Origin of the sequence: Janthinobacterium sp. FT14W, from assembly GCF_009208755.1 — a bacterium.
GTDB lineage: Bacteria > Pseudomonadota > Gammaproteobacteria > Burkholderiales > Burkholderiaceae_D > Janthinobacterium > Janthinobacterium violaceinigrum.
This window is the reverse complement of record NZ_WFLL01000022.1, coordinates 1-17,382: the sequence shown is the minus strand read 5'-3', so window position 1 is coordinate 17,382 and position 17,382 is coordinate 1. Positions and strand designations below refer to the sequence as shown.

15 protein-coding genes are annotated in these 17,382 nt (G+C 64.1%); 11 read left to right on the top strand and 4 right to left on the bottom strand.

Features of this window, described 5'->3' with window-relative positions:
- Positions 1-44 precede the first annotated feature (44 nt).
- The 8 genes from GCN74_RS15825 to GCN74_RS15790 all read left to right on the top strand — a co-directional run bounded on the left by GCN74_RS15825 (position 45) and on the right by GCN74_RS15790 (position 10,214).
- Entirely contained in the window at positions 45-1,079 is a 1,035-nt protein-coding gene (locus GCN74_RS15825) for an arabinan endo-1,5-alpha-L-arabinosidase (protein ID WP_226939071.1), read from the top strand.
- 10 nt (positions 1,080-1,089) lie between these two features.
- Positions 1,090-3,456: a glycoside hydrolase family 127 protein gene (locus tag GCN74_RS15820; RefSeq protein ID WP_152257571.1), complete on the top strand. Its 2,367-nt coding sequence runs from the start codon at positions 1,090-1,092 to the stop codon at positions 3,454-3,456.
- Positions 3,457-3,622: 166 nt separating this feature from the next.
- The gene (locus tag GCN74_RS15815; RefSeq protein WP_152257570.1) at positions 3,623-4,597 is read left to right on the top strand and encodes an ABC transporter substrate-binding protein; all 975 of its coding nucleotides are present in this window, start codon (positions 3,623-3,625) and stop codon (positions 4,595-4,597) included.
- Positions 4,598-4,606: 9 nt separating this feature from the next.
- The gene (locus GCN74_RS15810) at positions 4,607-6,148 is read left to right on the top strand and encodes a sugar ABC transporter ATP-binding protein (RefSeq protein ID WP_226939070.1); all 1,542 of its coding nucleotides are present in this window, start codon (positions 4,607-4,609) and stop codon (positions 6,146-6,148) included.
- Positions 6,145-7,230: an ABC transporter permease gene (locus tag GCN74_RS15805; protein WP_152257569.1), complete on the top strand. Its 1,086-nt coding sequence runs from the start codon at positions 6,145-6,147 to the stop codon at positions 7,228-7,230. Before GCN74_RS15810 ends, GCN74_RS15805 begins: the two co-directional genes overlap by 4 nt.
- Complete coding sequence (gene yjfF, locus GCN74_RS15800) at positions 7,227-8,201, top strand: galactofuranose ABC transporter, permease protein YjfF (protein WP_152257568.1); 975 nt, start codon at positions 7,227-7,229, stop codon at positions 8,199-8,201. Before GCN74_RS15805 ends, yjfF begins: the two co-directional genes overlap by 4 nt.
- 3 nt (positions 8,202-8,204) lie before the next feature.
- Positions 8,205-9,179, top strand: a complete 975-nt coding sequence (locus tag GCN74_RS15795) for a glycoside hydrolase family 43 protein (protein WP_152257567.1) — start codon at positions 8,205-8,207, stop codon at positions 9,177-9,179.
- A gap of 93 nt (positions 9,180-9,272) precedes the next feature.
- Entirely contained in the window at positions 9,273-10,214 is a 942-nt protein-coding gene (locus GCN74_RS15790) for a LysR family transcriptional regulator (RefSeq protein ID WP_070219038.1), read from the top strand.
- A 62-nt stretch (positions 10,215-10,276) separates the two neighbouring features.
- Here GCN74_RS15790 and GCN74_RS15785 read toward each other — a convergent pair whose 3' ends face one another.
- The 4 genes from GCN74_RS15785 to GCN74_RS15770 all read right to left on the bottom strand — a co-directional run bounded on the left by GCN74_RS15785 (position 10,277) and on the right by GCN74_RS15770 (position 14,641).
- Positions 10,277-11,542, bottom strand: coding sequence for a DUF6445 family protein (locus tag GCN74_RS15785; protein WP_152257566.1), 1,266 nt, complete (start codon positions 11,540-11,542; stop codon positions 10,277-10,279).
- Positions 11,543-11,594: 52 nt separating this feature from the next.
- On the bottom strand, positions 11,595-12,326 hold the full coding sequence (locus GCN74_RS15780) for a hypothetical protein (protein ID WP_152257565.1): 732 nt from the start codon (positions 12,324-12,326) through the stop codon (positions 11,595-11,597).
- Positions 12,327-12,357: 31 nt separating this feature from the next.
- Entirely contained in the window at positions 12,358-13,179 is an 822-nt protein-coding gene (locus GCN74_RS15775) for a hypothetical protein (RefSeq protein ID WP_152257564.1), read from the bottom strand.
- 85 nt (positions 13,180-13,264) lie between these two features.
- Entirely contained in the window at positions 13,265-14,641 is a 1,377-nt protein-coding gene (locus tag GCN74_RS15770) for a caspase family protein (protein WP_152257563.1), read from the bottom strand.
- 200 nt (positions 14,642-14,841) lie between these two features.
- Between GCN74_RS15770 and GCN74_RS15765 the strand changes: the two genes are divergently transcribed.
- The 3 genes from GCN74_RS15765 to GCN74_RS15755 all read left to right on the top strand — a co-directional run.
- Positions 14,842-15,606 carry a hypothetical protein gene (locus GCN74_RS15765; protein WP_152257562.1) on the top strand — a complete coding sequence of 255 codons (765 nt, stop codon included), beginning with the start codon at positions 14,842-14,844 and terminating at the stop codon, positions 15,604-15,606.
- The gene (locus tag GCN74_RS15760; RefSeq protein WP_152257561.1) at positions 15,603-16,646 is read left to right on the top strand and encodes a hypothetical protein; all 1,044 of its coding nucleotides are present in this window, start codon (positions 15,603-15,605) and stop codon (positions 16,644-16,646) included. The genes GCN74_RS15765 and GCN74_RS15760 overlap by 4 nt, the downstream gene beginning before the upstream one ends.
- 27 nt (positions 16,647-16,673) lie before the next feature.
- On the top strand, positions 16,674-17,382 hold a 709-nt coding region (locus GCN74_RS15755), incomplete at its 3' end, for a hypothetical protein (protein WP_152257560.1).

The window sequence follows — 17,382 nt, the reverse complement described above, 5'->3', positions numbered from 1 at the left end:
AGCCGGCCCGCATGATGGGCCGGCTGACCATTTTGGAGAATTCGATGCACATGTTGACGCGCGGCGCGGCCGCCATCCTGGGCACCCTGGCGATCATGGGGGCTGCGCACGCGGCCCAGGTCAGCGTGCACGACCCCGTGATGGCCAAAGAGGGCGACACGTATTATCTGTACAGCACGGGCCCCGGCATCACGTTCTACAGCTCGAAGAACATGGTGGACTGGCAGCCGGAAGGACGCGTGTTTGCGGGCCAGCCGACCTGGGCCAAGACGGCCGCGCCATCGTTTGACGACCATATCTGGGCGCCCGACGTGCAGTTTCATGATGGTAAGTATTACCTGTACTACTCCGTGTCCGGCTTCGGCAAGAATACGTCCGGCATCGGCGTGACCGTCAACAAGACGCTCGATCCCCGCTCGCCCGACTACCGCTGGGTGGACCAGGGCATGCTGCTGCAATCGGTACCCGAGCGCGACGAGTGGAACGCCATCGATTCGAACATCATCACGGACAAGCACGGCACGCCGTGGATGGCCTTCGGCTCGTTCTGGAACGGCATCAAGCTGGTGAAATTGACGCCCGACTGGACCCGCATTGCGGAACCGCAAGAGTGGCACTCCTTGGCGCGCCGCGCGCCGCTGCCGCCGCGCGCGGGCGAATTCAAGCCTGCGCCGGAAGAGATCGAAGCGCCGTTCATCTTCCGGCGCGGCGACGACTATTTCCTCTTCGTTTCCTGGGGCCTGTGCTGCCAGAAGGAAAAAAGCACCTACCACCTGGCCGTGGGCCGCTCGAAAAGCGTGACGGGGCCCTACCTGGACAGGGATGGCCGCGACATGGCGCAGGGCGGCGGCACGCTGCTGCTGCAAGGCGACAAGGAGTGGCAGGGCCTGGGCCACAACAGCGCCTACACGTTTGACGGCAACGATTACCTGGTGCTGCACGCGTATGAAACGGCGGACAATTACTTGCAGAAACTCAAGATCCTGCCCATGACGTGGGACCAGCAGGGCTGGCCGCAGGTCGATGCGCGCGACTTGAACCGTTATCAAAGCCGCCAATTGCCGGCCGCGCAACCGTAAAGGCCCCGCCATGAAAACAACCTTGTTGACGCTGGCGCTGGCCGCCGGCGGACTGCTCACGCCCGGCTTGCAGGCGGCGGAGCTGTTTCCCCTGTCATCCGTGCGCCTGGGGGCGGGACCGTTCCTCGACGCGCAAACGACGGACTTGCACTATCTGCTGGCCTTCGAGCCCGACAGGCTGCTGGCGCCGTTCCGCCGCGAGGCGGGCTTGCCGCAGGTCCAGCCCAGCTATGGCAACTGGGAGTCGACGGGCCTCGACGGCCACCTGGGCGGGCACTATCTGTCCGCGCTGGCGCTGATGGTGGCGTCCACGGGCGACGCGCAGGCGCGCGAACGCCTCGATTACGTGCTGGCGGAACTGAAGCAATGCCAGGACGCCAATGGCAACGGTTATCTGGGCGGCATTCCCGACGGCAATGCCGCCTGGCAAGCGATTGCCAAAGGCGAGTTGCAGGCCGATACCTTCTCCGTCAACGGGCGCTGGGTGCCGTGGTACAACCTGCACAAGGTATTTGCGGGCTTGCGCGACGCCTACCAGTACGCGGGCAATCTGCAAGCGAAGGCCATGCTGATCGCCTTGTCGGACTGGGCCGTGAAACTCTCGGCATCCTTGTCCGACGCGCAGATGCAGGCCATGCTGCGCGCCGAGCACGGCGGCATGAACGAGGTGCTGGCCGACGTCTACGCGATGACGGGCGAGCAGAAATATATGGACCTGGCCGTGCGCTTTTCGCACCAGGCCATATTGCAACCACTGGTGGCGCAGCAGGACAAGCTGACGGGCTTGCATGCGAATACGCAAATCCCGAAAGTGATCGGCTTCGAGCGCATCGGCGCACTGACGGGCCGGCGCGACTGGCAGCAGGCGGCGCAATTCTTTTGGCAAACCGTGCGCGACAAGCGCACGGTGGCCATCGGCGGCAACAGCGTCAAGGAACATTTCCACGACGAACACGATTTTTCGTCCATGGTGGAAGAGGTGGAAGGGCCGGAAACGTGCAATACCTACAATATGCTCAAGCTGACGGAGCAGCTGTTCCGGCGCGACGAACAGGTGCGCTATGCGGATTACTACGAGCGCGCGCTGTACAACCACATCCTGTCGTCGCAGCGCCCCGGCACGGGCGGCTTTGTCTACTTTACGCCCATGCGCCCGAACCATTACCGCGTGTATTCGCAAGTGGACAAGGGCATGTGGTGCTGCGTGGGTTCCGGCATCGAAAGCCAGGCCAAGTATGGCGAGTTCATCTACGCGCATGCGGGCGACGCCCTGTACGTGAACCTGTTCATGGCATCCACCCTGGACTGGAAAGAGCAGGGCGTCAAGATTATCCAGAGCACGCAGTTCCCCGACCGGGACACGACGCGCATCACGCTTGGTCAATTCACCGGCAATACAGCGTTCAGCCTGAAGATCCGCTACCCGCAGTGGGTGGCCAAGGGCAAGCTGCGCGTCAAGCTCAACGGCAAGGCCCTGCGCGTGAAGGGTGCGCCGGGCGAGTACGTGAGCATCGCGCGCACGTGGAAAGCGGGCGACACCGTCGACGTCGCCTTGCCCATGACCACGCGCCTGGAGCAGATGCCGGACCAGTCGAACTACTATGCCGTGCTGCACGGTCCCATCGTGCTGGCCGCAAAGACGCAGCCGTTCGCCTATGAAAGACTGAATTATTTTGCCGACGATACGCGCATGGGGCATATCGCCCAGGGGCAAGTGTGCCCGCTGGAATCGTCGCCCCTGTTCGTCAGCGACACCAAAGACTTCATGCACAAGATCCAGCCCGTGAAGGGCCAGCCGCTGACGTTCACGGCGCCCGGCTTGATCCAGGGCAAGGATGCGGCGACTTTGCGGCTGATTCCCTTCTTCCGTCTGCACGATGCGCGCTACATGCTGTACTGGCCCGTGTCCACGCCCGCCAGCCTGGCGCAGCTGCAGGAAACCACCCGGCAGGCGGAGGCGCAGCGTTTGGCGCTCGACGCGCGCACCATCGACCAAGTGGCGCCAGGGCAACAGCAGCCCGAATCCGACCATTTCTTCCAGGCCGAGGGGGGAGAAAACGGCATCAACAAGGGCAGTCACTGGCGCCACGCGACGGGCTGGTTCAGCTATGTACTGAGCGACCCGCAAGGCGCAGCGAAAACCCTGCGCCTGACCCTGTCCACCCTCGATGCGGGCCGCGTGTTCGACGTGCAGGTCAACGGCACGACGGTGCAGACCATTGCCGTGGCGGCCGATGCGCCGCAGGAACTGCATGCGGTGGACGTGGCCTTGCCCCCCGAACTGGTCAAGGCGGCCGGCGGCAAGCTGGTGGTGAAATTTGTTGCCGGCAAGGATTCCGTGGCCGGTGGCCTGTACGGGCTGCGCCTGCTGCGCTGACGGGGAGGGAGTTGCTGCGGTCATCCACCGATACGCAAATCGGTATCGCAAGCGAAAAAGAATTGATTGGATGGCTATGTTGCTTTCTCCTACCATGGGTTCATAAAAAACCGCCCATCCGGCATCCGGCTGTGATGGTATTCCAATAAAAAAACTGGAGACAAGAATGACCCTGAGCCGCCGCACCCTCCTCGCCAGCGCCATGCTGCTGGCCGCTTCCGCCACCACCTTCGCCACTTCGTCCGCGTTTGCCGCCAAGCCCCTGGTCATGGGCTTTTCGCAGGTGGGCGCCGAAAGCGAATGGCGCACTGCCAATACCGTCTCCATCAAGGATGCTGCCAAGAAAGACGGCGTCACCTTGAAATTTGCCGACGCGCAGCAAAAGCAGGAAAACCAGGTCAAGGCGCTGCGCTCGTTCATCGCGCAAAAGGTTGACGTCATCGCCTTTTCGCCCGTCGTGGAGTCGGGCTGGGATACCGTCTTGCGCGAAGCCAAGGCTGCCAAGATCCCCGTCATCCTGACGGACCGCGCCGTCAATGTGGCCGACAAATCGCTGTACGTGACCTTCATCGGCTCCGATTTCGTGGAAGAGGGCCGCCGCGCGGGCCAATGGCTGCTCGAGCACGCCAAGAAAACCCCGGATGCCACCCTCAACATCGTGGAATTGCAGGGCACTGTCGGCTCCGCCCCCGCCATCGACCGCAAGGCGGGCTTCCAGGAAGTCATCGGCAAGAATGCCAAGCTGAAGATCATCCGTTCGCAAACGGGCGACTTTACGCGCGCCAAGGGCAAGGAAGTGATGGAAGCGTTCCTCAAGGCCGAGGGCAAGAAGATCAACGTGCTGTACGCACACAATGACGACATGGCCATCGGCGCCATCCAGGCCATCGAAGAAGCGGGCATGAAGCCGGGCAAGGACATCATCATCATTTCCATCGATGGCGTGAAAGGCGCATTCGAAGCCATGATCGCCGGCAAGCTGAACGTCACCGTGGAATGCAGCCCGCTGCTGGGCCCGCAACTGATGTCGGTGGCGCGCGATGTGGTGGCCGGCAAACCCGTGCCCGCCCGCATCACGACGGTGGAAGGCGTGTTCCCTGCCGAGGTGGCCGCCAAGGAATTTCCGAACCGTAAATACTAAGCTTGCCGCATGATGAAGACGCAAGCGCATCACACTGCCGCGCCAGCTCCCTTGCTGGAGTTGCGCGGCATCAGCAAAACCTTTCCCGGCGTCAAAGCCCTCAGCGACGTTGCTCTGCGCCTGTATCCGGGCGAAGTGCATACCCTGATGGGACAGAATGGCGCGGGCAAATCGACCCTGATCAAGGTGCTGACGGGCGTGTACACGCCCGACAGCGGCCAGATTTTGCTCGACGGCACGCCCATCGCGCCCGCGTCCACGTCGGATGCGCAGCTGCTGGGCATCAGCACCGTGTACCAGGAAGTCAATCTGTGCCCGAACCTGTCGGTGGCGGAAAACATCTTTATCGGCCGCTATCCGCGCCGCTTCGGCGGCATCGATTGGCGTGGCATGCAGCAGCAGGCGCGTGCCTTGCTGCAGCAATTGCAGATCGATATCGATGTCACGGCACAATTGTCCAGCTTTCCGCTGGCCATCCAGCAAATGGTGGCCATTTCGCGCGCGCTGAACATTTCGGCCCGCGTGCTGATCCTCGACGAACCCACGTCCAGCCTGGACGAGGCGGAAGTCACCCTGCTGTTTTCCGTGCTGCGCCGTTTGCGCGAGCAGGGCATGGCGATCCTGTTTGTCACGCACTTCCTGGACCAGACCTACGCCATTTCCGACCGCATCACCGTCATGCGCAATGGCGAGCGCGAGGGCGAGTATGCGTGCAGCGAACTGTCGCACCTGGCGTTGGTGAACAAGATGATCGGCGTGGCTGCCGATACGCAGGAACAGGCGCTGGACCTGGCGCACGCTGCGGACGCCGCCAGCTTCGGTCCCACGGTGCTGGAAGCCTCCGGGCTGGGCCGCAAGGGCGCCTTGCTGCCCATGGATTTCCACATCCGCCAGGGCGAACTGCTGGGCCTGGCCGGCTTGCTGGGCTCGGGCCGCACGGAACTGGCGCGCCTGCTGTTCGGCGCCGACAAGGCCGACTCGGGCGCCATCAGCATGCAGGGCAAGCCGCGCCATTTCCACGTGCCGCGCGATGCGATTGCCCAGGATATCGGCTTTTGCTCGGAAGACCGCAAGCACGAGGGGGCGATCTTGTCGCTGTCCGTGCGCGAAAACATCATCCTGGCCTTGCAAGCCCGCACGGGCTTGCTGCGCGCCATTCCCTTTAAACGCCAGCAGGCGCTGGCCGACGAGTACGTCAAGGCGCTGGGCATCAAGACGGCCAGCATCGAGACGCCCATCGGCAGCCTGTCGGGCGGCAACCAGCAGAAGGCCTTGCTGGCGCGCTGGCTGGTGACGTCGCCCGCCATGCTGATCCTCGATGAACCCACGCGCGGCATCGACGTGCGCGCCAAGCAGGAAATCATGAGCTATGTGGGTAAACTCTGCCGCAAGGGCATGGCCATCCTGTTCATCTCGTCCGAACTGCCGGAAGTGCTGCGCTGCAGCGACCGCATCGTCGTCATGCGCGACCGCAAGGCGTGCGGCGACTATGCGCGCGGCGAGCTGGACGATAGTTCCGTGCTGCAAGTGATCGCCGGAGACGCCACATGAGTTTATCCACGCCCTCCAGCGCGCCACCGGCGGCGCGCCTGGCTACCATCACGGATACATCCATTGTGCATACCGTTCTGCATCACCCCCTGAGCCGGCCCCTGGCCGCGCTGTTGTTGCTGCTGCTGGTCGATTTCTTTGCCATCCCCGGCTTTTTCCACTTGGAAATCCGCGATGGCCATCTGTACGGCAGCGTGATCGACATCGTCAACCGCGCCGCACCGCTGATGCTGGCGGCCCTGGGCATGACCCTCGTCATCGCCACGCGCGGCATCGACATTTCCGTGGGCGCCGTCGTGGCCCTGTCCGGCACCGTGGCCGCCATGCTGATCGGCGGCACCATGGTGATGGACGATGGCGTGCCCACCTACGTGAGCAATATCCCCATGGGCTGGGCCCTGGCGGCCGCCCTGGGCGCAGCCCTGCTGTGCGGCGCCTGGAACGGCGTGCTGGTGGCGGGCCTGGGCTTGCAGCCCATCGTCGCCACCCTGATCCTGATGGTGGCGGGGCGCGGCCTGGCGCAATTGCTGACGGATGGCCAGATCGTCACCGTCTACTACCAGCCGTTTTTCTTCATCGGCAGCGGCTACCTGTTCGGCTTGCCGTTTTCGCTGTTCCTCGTCGCTGCCGTGTTCCTCATCACGGCCGTGCTGATGCGGAAAACCGCTTTGGGCCTGTTCATCCAGGCCGTCGGCATCAACCCCGTGGCCGCGCGCCTGGCCGGCATCAGGACGGCGACCCTGATCTTTTTCGTCTACGTCTTTTGCGCCGCCTGCGCGGGCCTGTCGGGGCTGATGATCAGCTCGAACATCAAGAGCGCGGACGCGAATAATGCGGGCCTGATGCTGGAACTGGACGCCATCCTGGCGGTGACCCTGGGCGGCACGTCCCTGGCGGGCGGCAAGTTCAGCTTGGTCGGCAGCATGATCGGCGCCCTCATCATCCAGACCCTGACCTACACGATCTATTCGCTGGGCGTGCCGCCCGAGGTGAACATGGTCGTCAAGTCCGTCGTCGTCTTCCTCGTCTGCCTGTCGCAATCGTCGGAATTCAAGCAATTGCTGCATCGGAGAAAAGCATGAAGGGCTTGCTGCACACCCCGTATTTCACCTCGCTCGTCACGGTCCTGCTGCTGGTAGTGATGCTGGGCCTGGGCGGCGCCGCCTACCCGGGCCTGCTGTCGACGCAAGTGATCTTCAACCTGTTGATCGATAACGCCTTTTTGCTGGTGATCGCCGTCGGCATGACCTTCGTCATCGTCTCCGGCGGCATCGATCTGTCCGTCGGGTCCGTGCTGGCCCTGTCGACCATGATCGCCGCCTGGCTGCTCAACGTGGCGCACTGGCCGCCAACGCTGGTGATCGCCACCGTGCTGGCGCTGGGCGCCGTATTCGGCGCCAGCATGGGCGCGCTGATCCATTACTTTAAATTGCAGCCCTTCATCGTTACCCTGGCCGGCATGTTTCTGGCGCGGGGACTGTGCTACTTGATCAGCATCAATTCCATCACCATCGATGACCCCCTGTTCGTGGCCATGTCGCAAACGCAATTGGGCTTCCTGGGGGGCTTCGTGTCGCCCGGCGTCGTGATCGCCGTGGCAACCTTGCTGCTGGCCATCTGGCTGGCGCATGCCACGCCGTTCGGCCGCGCCGTGTATGCGATTGGCGGCAATGAACAGTCGGCCCTGATGATGGGCTTGCCCGTGGGCCGCACCAAGGTGCTGATCTACGCGTTCAGCGGCTTTTGCGCGTCCTTGGGCGGCGTGCTGTTTTCGTTCTACATGCTGTCCGGCTATGGCTTGCATGCGCAAGGCACGGAACTGGACGCGATTGCCGCCGTCGTCATCGGCGGCACCCTGCTCAGCGGCGGCTACGGTTACGTGGCGGGCGCCCTGTCGGGCGTGCTGGTGCTGGGCACCATCCAGACCCTGATCGCCTTCGACGGCACGCTCAGTTCATGGTGGACCAAGATCGTCATCGGCGGCCTGCTGTTCGTCTTTTGCGTCGTGCAAAGACTGATGGCCATGGGCCAGAAAAATACCAACGGGAGTTAATGGATGTTGAAGCAGTACAAACGTGCCGCAGCCATCGGCATGGCGGCAGCGCTCGCCTGTGCAGCCTTTGGCGCGCAGGCAGCCAATCCCATCGTGAAGGATATCTACACGGGCGACCCGGCCGCGCTGGTCGACAATGGGCGCGTGTATTTGTACGTGGGCCACGATGAAGCGAGCGCCACGGATACGGATTACCGCATGCACGAGTGGCGCGTGTATTCCTCCTGCGACATGGCCAACTGGACGGACCACGGCTCGCCCGTGCGCTTTTCCACTTTTGCCTGGGCGGCCAAGGATGCGTGGGCGGGCGACATCGTCAAGCGCGACGGCAAGTATTATTTCTATTCGACCGTCGACCACAAGACCATCCCCGGCAAGGCCATCGGCGTGGCCGTGTCCGACAGCCCCACGGGCCCCTTCGTCGATGCGCGCGGCAGCGCCCTGATCACGAACGACATGACGAAGCAGACGGCGATTCCGTGGGACGATATCGACCCCGCCGTGTTCATCGACACGGATGGGCAGGCCTACATTTACTGGGGCAACACGGTCTTGAAATACGCCAAACTGAAACCCAACATGACGGAGCTGGACGGCCCGATTCTGACCTTCGGCATGGATGCGTTCACGGAAGCGGCGTATATGCACAAGCATGGCGACACGTATTACCTGTCGTACTCGCGCAACTTCCCGGAAGAGACGGCGTACTCGACGGGGCCGACACCGACAGGGCCGTGGCATTTCCGCGGCACCATCATGGACAAGAATGCCGTGGTGAAAACCATCCACCAGGCCATCATCGAATTCAACGGCAAGTCCTACATCTTCTATCACAACGACAAATTGCCGGGCGGCGGAGAATACCGGCGTTCCGTGGCCGTGGAAGAGCTGAAATACAGGCCGGACGGCACCATCGAATTCATCCATCAGACGGCGGGTCCGGCCGCCAACCCCAGCACTGCCTGCAAGGCATCGTGAACGTTCGTCGAGCACACACAAAAAGGAGACACACCGATATCAACAATATCGATATCCATCAGTATTCGATATCGATCATGATATGATTTATTCATGGATACCCTCAACCCCAACTGGTTCTTGCGAGCCCGCCTGAAGACGCGGCAATTGCTGCTGCTGATCGCCCTGGACGAGCAGCGCAATATCCATCGCGCGGCGGAAGAATTGCACATGACGCAGCCGGCCGCGTCCAAGCAAATCAAGGACCTGGAAGAGATGCTGGACGTGCGCCTGTTCGACAGGTTGCCGCGCGGCATGGAGCCCACCATCTACGGCGAGACGATGATACGCCATGCGCGCATGGCGCTGACGAGCTTGTCGCTGGCGCATGACGACATCGTGGCACTGAAGTCGGGCCTCACGGGCCAGGTGGAAGTGGGGGTCATCATGACGCCGGCCATGGCCTTGCTGCCGCGGGCGATTGCCCGCATCAAGCAGCAGGCGCCGCTGATGCGCATCGGCGTGCATCTGGAGCACAGCAACACCCTGATGGACATGCTGCAGCATGGCACCCTGGACTTCATGATCGGCCGCATCCTGGAAAAGGAAAGCAGCGCCGGGCTCATCTACGAGGAATTGACGGAAGAACCGGCCAGCGCCGTGGCGCGCAATGGCCATCCGCTGCTGTCGCGCAAGAATCTGCAATTGAAGGACCTGGCGGCCCAGCCGTGGATCTTGCCGCCGCAGGGCAGCATCCTGCGCCACCGCTTCGACATGATGTTCCGCCGCGCCAGCCTGGAACCGCCCGTGGACGTAGTCGACACGACGGCCTTGCTGCTGATCACGTCACTGCTGCAGCAGACGGATTCCCTGCACGTGATGCCGACGGAAGTGGCGCACTACTACGAATCGCTGAACGTGCTGAGCATCTTGCCCATCGAACTGCCGTGCAAGATGGATGCGTTCGGCATCATCCGCCAGCAGGACCATCTGCTGTCGCCGGGGGCGGATATGTTGTTGAAGGCTGTACGGGCTACCGCCGCGGACATGTATTAAACCCAACGGCAAATACTGGGGTCGTACCCTTAGGGTACGGCCCCGGATCTTGCTTTTGGGGTTCAGTCGGGCACCTCAAAGAAAAACAGCTGCACCAGCCGGCCATTCTCCGGCGTGTCGCCAAACACATTGCTGATCGAGTGGAAATAATGGCCCTTGTAGACGATCAGGCGGTTGTGGCGCATCGGCACTTCCAGCAGCGCTTGCCAACTGTCGCGCTGTTCCTGCAAGTCGTTGAATTTCTGCACTTTACTGTTGGGCAACCAACGTTTCTGGAAATCCTTGAAGCTGGCGTAGCCTCCCGCCTTCACGTCCGCTTCGGGTAGTCTGCGGTACCAGCCGCTGGGCTGGTGGCGCCAGAACGTGGTGCCGCCCTGGCACTGCTCGGGCGGGTTCAGATACAGCACGCCCGCATAGAAATTGAAATTGTTGCCCGTCTCATTGTCCACGTGGATATCCGTGCGCGCCATCGCGTCCGCATAGCTGAGGCGGCAGGAGCCGTTGTCGGGCGAGATGAAGCGGATGGGGCGGCCCAGCGCCGTGGCGATGCGCTCCATGATGGCCTGGCAGGGCTGGCCCGCCGTCTGGCTGCCCGGGTAGTTCTGTCCCGCATAGCGCTGCTGCTCGAACGGCAAGGCCAGCGCCTGGGCGCGCCAGGCGGCGGGGTCGGGCAGGAAGTCGTCGATGATGTGCAAGTCCGTTTCGCGGATAAACTCGTGCAGGGTGTCTGCGGCATTGAGCGTCGTCAACGTTTCGGGATGTTCCGCTTGCGGACTGGCAAAGCCGATGCGGCACGTTTGCGCCAGCGCCGGGTGCAGCGCCAGGGCTTGCGCATAGCGGGCCAACGCCGGTTCCTGCTGTCCCGTGCGGTAATACAGCTCGGCCAGGCCCTGCAGGGTTTGCCAGCGCTGCGGGCGCAGCGCGTGGGCACGTTCCAGCTCGGCGATGGTCTCCATCAGCCGCTGTTTACCCAACAACAATTCCGCATGGCTGATGGCAAAGTCGTGCTCGTGCGGCGCCAGCCGCGCCGCCGTGGCGTAGCTGGCCAGCGCCCCCTCGCTGTCCGTGCCGCGCAGCACATTGCCGAGGTTGTAGTGGAACAGGGCATTGTCGGGCTGTTGCTTGAGCGACAGTTTCAGCAAGCCCAGGCCGATGGCTCCCTGGCCCAGTTCCAGCATGGCCAGGCCCTGGAAATGCTGGGCTTCCGCCAGGGCCGGGTCCTGCTTGTACGCGGCCTGGTAGGCGTTGATCGCCTCGATCAGCTTGCCCGCCTGCTGCAGCCGTTGCCCGTTTGCCAGATGTTGTTCCGCCAGTGTCTGTTCGCCCATGTCGCTATCCCGATGCAATGTGGCGAACAGTGTAACGCAAAGGCTCCGGTGCTTACAGCGCTTGCTGCACAGGAATTTCCTGCCCGTTCAGCTTGATTGCCACCTTGACGATCTGCGCCTTGACCTGGTTGCTGGCCATGTCCGCCTCCTGGGCGTAGGCATACACGACGATGGCGAAGTCCTTGTAGCCGCTGCGGGCCGCCTCGATCTTGCGCGCCGCCTCCTGCTCCACTTTCAGCAAGGAATAGCCGTCGCCATTCGTGAATGCCAGCTTGTAGTCGCCGTTGTCGTACATGTAGTAATACGTGCCCGCTTCGGCGAACTTGGCGGGGAAGGCGGCCTTGTCCATTGCGTACGGCGACAGCGCGCCCTGGCCATTGATCTGGTAGCGCAGGTAGCGCTTCGTCTTGGCCTCATTGACCCTGGCGTCGATCTGCGGTTTCAGGGCGTCCAGCACTTCCTGCTTGCGGAAGGCGTCGTTGCTGCCCGCATATTCGCGCGAGATGCGCTGCGCCACGGCCGCATAGTCGGGCGGCACGCCGGACAGGGCGATGTAGCTGTACATCAACTGGTTGCCGCTCGTGATGTCGACATAGCTGGCGCTTGGGGTGGCCGGGTCCGCCTGTGGCAGGCTGGCGGCCGCCGCCTTTACCTGGGCTTTCGCGGCCAGGTCGGCGACATTCGCGGCGACGGGGGCGGAAGCGGCCGGTGCGGCAGTGTCGGACTTGCCGCAGGCGGACAGCAGGACGGCGATGGCGAACAGGGCGGGGAGGGTACGTTGCATGATATTTCCTTCAGTGAATGTGTGAGGTGACTTAGCCGATGGTTTTACGTTTGTATTCGCCGACGCCGTAGGCGGCCAGGACGATGGAAGCTGCCAGCACCAGATAAAAGCCGATGCCGAACGAGAGTCCCTGCCACACCTGGCCCAGCATTTCGCTGGCCATCTGCTCGGCCATGCGGGCTGCGCGGCTGCCCATGATGCCGCCCATGGCGTTGCCCGCGTCGCTGACGGCGCCCTTGATCTTGATGAACAGCAAGCTGCTGTGGATGACGACGAACAGCAGGGGCGCGCACTTGCCCAGCGCTGCTTTCGGGTGGCTGCTGGCCATGGTGGCGCAGCAGGCGGCAATGGCCAGCAGGAAGAAGAATTGCGCCGACGTAAAACCGCCGCCGCCATCGCGGGCAAAGCTTTCCAGGCTGTCCGCGGACAGGCCCAGCAGCTGCCAATAGGTGCGCGACACGGAGGCGAACAAACGGATGCCGATGGTGTTGAAGACAAAGGCGCCGGCGATCAGCACGCCAAGGCTGGCCAGCACCTTGATGCCCAGCGCCGAGACGGCCTGGCCCCACAGTTGCTGGCCCTTGTCGCGCGCCAGTTTCGCCGCGCCGGCCATCTCTTCCTGTGCCAGTTGCTGCGCCGCCACGGCGCTGACGGTGGCGAGGCCGCCTGCCTCGTTGAAACGCACGTCGACGACGGCGTTGATGGCGGGCGCCACGTCCGAGCGCCAGTGGGTGGCCACGTCGAAGGCATGTTGGATGCCGGCCACGCTGACGGAACCTTGTCCACTCGGCTGGTAGGCGAGGATGCGGCCCCGTTGGCCGGTGGTGATTGCTGCTGGGCTGGATGCTTGCATGGGATTTCCCTGGTCACTGTCATGCTGTATTGCATGTACCCACGGATAACGGGGCCAGTTCAGGGAAATCCAAAATTATTTTGAATTATTTTTTCGGCGGCTGTAATACGTCCTTGGCGGCGCCCTGGTAATCCTTCATCAAGCCCATGAAGGCGTCCTGCAAATGCCGGGCCGCGTCCTGCGGCGGTGCGCCCGTGCGCCGCGCCAGGTCGAATTTATACGCATGGGCGGGGCTGTAGCCGGCTTGCGAGGCGGCGTCCAGCAGCACGCCGGCCCGTTTCAGCGAGGCGGGGTCGCCTTTGACCATCAGCAATTCCGCCAGATACGTCTGGGCAATGGGGAAATCCTTGGCGGCCGCCTTTTCCAGCCATTGCATGCCCGCCTTCGGCTGCTTGACGCCCGCGTCGCCGCCGCCGATGCCATAGCCGAGCGCCGTCAGCGCCACCAGGTCGCCGCCCCGCGCGCGCTTTTCCAGCTGCTGGCGGGGAAACGGCCGGGCCGCGATCTGCATGCGGATTTCATAGTTGATGTCCTGTAATACATTGCCGGGCCAGACTTTCGCGCCCGGGACGGCGGGCGACGTCGCTGGCGCCGGCGCCGGGAGGGGGGCGCGCATGCCGTTGTTGCCGGAAGCCAGCACACCGGGCGCGGGCGGGCTGACGCCCTTGCCGCTGCCCATGTTCAGCACCAGGCGGGCCGACGTTTCGCCGAACGACACGCGGGGCTTTTGCACATCGTGCGTCATGGCGGCCACCCGCGCCGCCACTTGCGAAAACACCTCGCCCATGGGCAAGCCCGGGGCATCGAGCGCGTCGAGCAGGGCGCTCGTGTACGGGCTGTTGCGCGAATCGGGCGACCAGAAATCGCGCGCCAGCGCGCCCGGCCCCGCCGAATAGGCGATCACCACGCCCCGTGGCGCGGCCGTATCGGCAAAGCCGTGGCTGGCCGCGTTGCCGCCGGGCACCGCCACGGCGCCGCCGCGCGTATATTCCTGGCGGCAAGCGTCGAGGATCAGCACGGCGCCGCGCGCGCCCGTACGCTGCAAGTCGCCCGCCAGGCTGGCGACGGACACGCCCTGCGCGGCAATGGCGGACGCGCTCAGCGCGGTCATGTTGGCGCCCAGCGGCAGCACATAATTGGCTTCGCCCGCCTGCGCGCCGTGGCCCGCGTAAAACACGAGGGCGATATCGGCGCCGCGCGCCTGCGTGGAAAACTCGGCCGACGCCTTTTGCAGCTGCGCCGCATTGATATCCGTGCGCAACAGCACTTCAAAGCCCAGGCGGCGCAGGCGCTCGGCCATGGCGCGCGCATCGTTGACGGGATTCAATAATGGCTGCAGATAGGCCGCGTTGCCGATCACCAGCGCCATGCGCTTGCCGGGCACCGCTGGCATGGCGGCATGCGCCACGTTGCTGCCCAGTAAAAAGAGGAGGCTGAAAAACAGGGGAATCAGGCGATGCATCGGGGTCTCGGGGGATTGTCGTGTGAGTAACAAAAGTTAGCGATTTCCACTCTGATATGAGAAAATTGCCTAAATGCATTTTACCTTACTGACAAGTTTCTCTTGTCTGTTGTCATGTCTGGCCAGCGCATTGCTTGTCTGCCGGTGCGCATTGCTGCCGGCCAGTGGCGCGTGGCGCCCAACACTCGATCGGACCGGCTGTGCAATCGGAACAATTTGAACGGATTCATGCTTTCTGGACCCGCCGCCCGCAGCTGACACAAGGCGAACTGGGCGAGTTTTACCAGCGCGTCATGGCCGCGCTGACGCCGTGCCGCCCCCGCGAAGCGGCGTCGCTGGGCGACTCGCTGGCCGACCTGCGTCACCAGTTTTTCATTGAAAAAGTCCTGCACAGCGACAGCGAGGCGGCGCCCCACCACGTCGGCGCCTTGTTCCTGTACTTCAAGCGCTTCATCATCGATCAGCTGCGCAAGCAGCGGATTGAGGAAGATGTCGACGCGCAAGACGGCTGCGAGCTGCGCGCGCCCGATGCATATGCGGAACCGCTGCGCGATTACCAGCTCACGCCGCAGCAGGTGCGCGCCGCGGCCGACGTGTTCATCGCCACCTTGCCCCGCGACTTGATCTTGCTGCTGCGCCATTGCGGCTGCGGCGGCATGCCCGTCAAGGAACTGGCCGAGCAGATTGCTTCCGCGCATTACCACGGCGGCAAGCTGGGCCTCGTGCACAGGCAGAAGGGCGATCCCGACAGTGCCGGGCGCCAGGTGGTCGAGCCGGCCCACCGCGCCACCCTGCTGGGCAGCTGGGTCTTGAGCCTGCTCAAGCTGCGCGTGGGCGATGCCCTGGCCGCGCGCGACCTGCAGGCGGCGCAAATAGTTTTGGATATTTTGTGCGTGGCCGCGTTATCCCTGCACCTGGACCCCGTGTCCACGCCGTCGAACCCGAATGAAAGGCCACCGGCATGACTGCATTGACGCCCTCGTTGACCATCGTTGCCGCCCGCTTGCCGTCGCCGCCGTCTTCCGCCGAACTGCTGGAGTCGGACGTGGCGGGCGAGACCCCCGACTGGCGCGGCATCGCCGTGCCGGAACACGTCATGCAGCGCTTTGCGCGCCGCAGCGATGCGGCGCCGCTGGCCGCGCGGCCCATCGCCGGCGGACAGATCCATGTGCTGGCGCGCTGCCCCGGCTTTGGCGCCGTGCTGCTCGATGCCTGGGACGGCGCGCAGCAGCGCTGGCGCGGCTGGCTCGTCATGCCCGACACAGCGTATGCGGATGCCTGCGGCCTCGTCGTCGAAGAGCGCGATGCGCCCGCCGATCCCCGCGCCGGCCTGGTGCTGTGCGACATGCCGCTGACCCTGGCCGTGGCGGACCTGGGCGCCTGCCTGGGCGTGTTCAGCCAGGAGCGCCTGCAGGCGGCGCGCTGGCTGGAGCTGCACGGCCGCGCAAATACGGCGCCGGCGGCGCCGGGCGTGATTGCCCGCGTGGCCTTGCCCGGCGACGGCTATGCGCTGACGGGCACGCCCTTGTCGACTGAGCTGGGCAAGGATGGCCGCGTGGCCTACCGGCAATTGCTGCGCCAGGGGCTGCAGCAGCTGCAGATCGCTGTGGCGCCGCCTGCAAGCGATGCTGCGGCTCCCGTGAAACCGGTGCCGGCGGCCAGGCAGGCAGCCAACGCCAGCCGCTGGCTGAAAGTCGTCACGGCCGTGGCCGCCAGCGTGATGGTGGTGCAATCGGCCTGGCTGTTCCTGCCGAAGGAAAACGCCGTCGTCGGCAATGCGGAATTCCGCAATGGCGGCAGCGGCGTCGAGACGGGCGTGCGCACGCGCGTGCTGTTCCGCGCCGAGGCCACGGAGGCGGAAATCCGCACCTGGCTGCAGCGCGAGCAGCTGGAAATCGTCGCCGGGCCGGACACCCTGGGCGCGTTCACTGTGCTGTCGCGCGACCGCCGCAAAGTCTTGCCGCCGCCGGGACCGGGCAATCCGCTGGCCGTCATCAATCCCTGATTCTGAAATAAGAGAAAGTTATCAAGTATGGCAACGTATAAAAATTTTGCATCTTCGCACTGGCGCAAGCTGATGGCTGGCGTGGCCGCCGGCATCCTGTTGACGGGCTGCGCCATGACGCCGAACGGCCGTGGCGGCGTGATGATGGGCCTCGATACTGCCGAGCTGTTCGGCACGCCGCTGTCCACCTTCCGCCTGCGCGACGGCACGGAAGGCACTTTGCGCAAGGACCCGCAGGGCAAGTATTCCATCAAGCTGTCGCAGGCCTTCCGCGTCGTGCCGCTGGCCAATGCCATCACGGCCCGCGTGGCGCGCGTGGAAAACGTGGGCGAGCGCACCGTGGTGATCGTGGAAACCCAGGAGCGCAACTGCGCCTACCGCTATGAAGTGCTGGCCTTCCAGGGCACGGACGTGCTGCAGTGGACGGTGGGCAATTGCCAGGACCGCCCCCGCGTGGAACTGGCGGCGGACGCGAAATCGCTGAATATCGATTTTCCCAACTACAACCGTTTGTCGCGCATGATCTACACGGACAACCGCTTGCTCAACGCCAGCGTGCCCGTGCCGCCCGGTGTCGATACGCGCGCGCAGCCGTTTGCTGACGATGCCTTGCGCGCCACGGGCCCCGCCATCGCCACCGTGCCGGGCAATGACAGCGGACGCGTGATTCCCGCCGCACCGGCCGCCGCCCCCGCGCCGGCCGCCGCGCTGAAGGCGGGCAGCCGCGCCAGCGCCA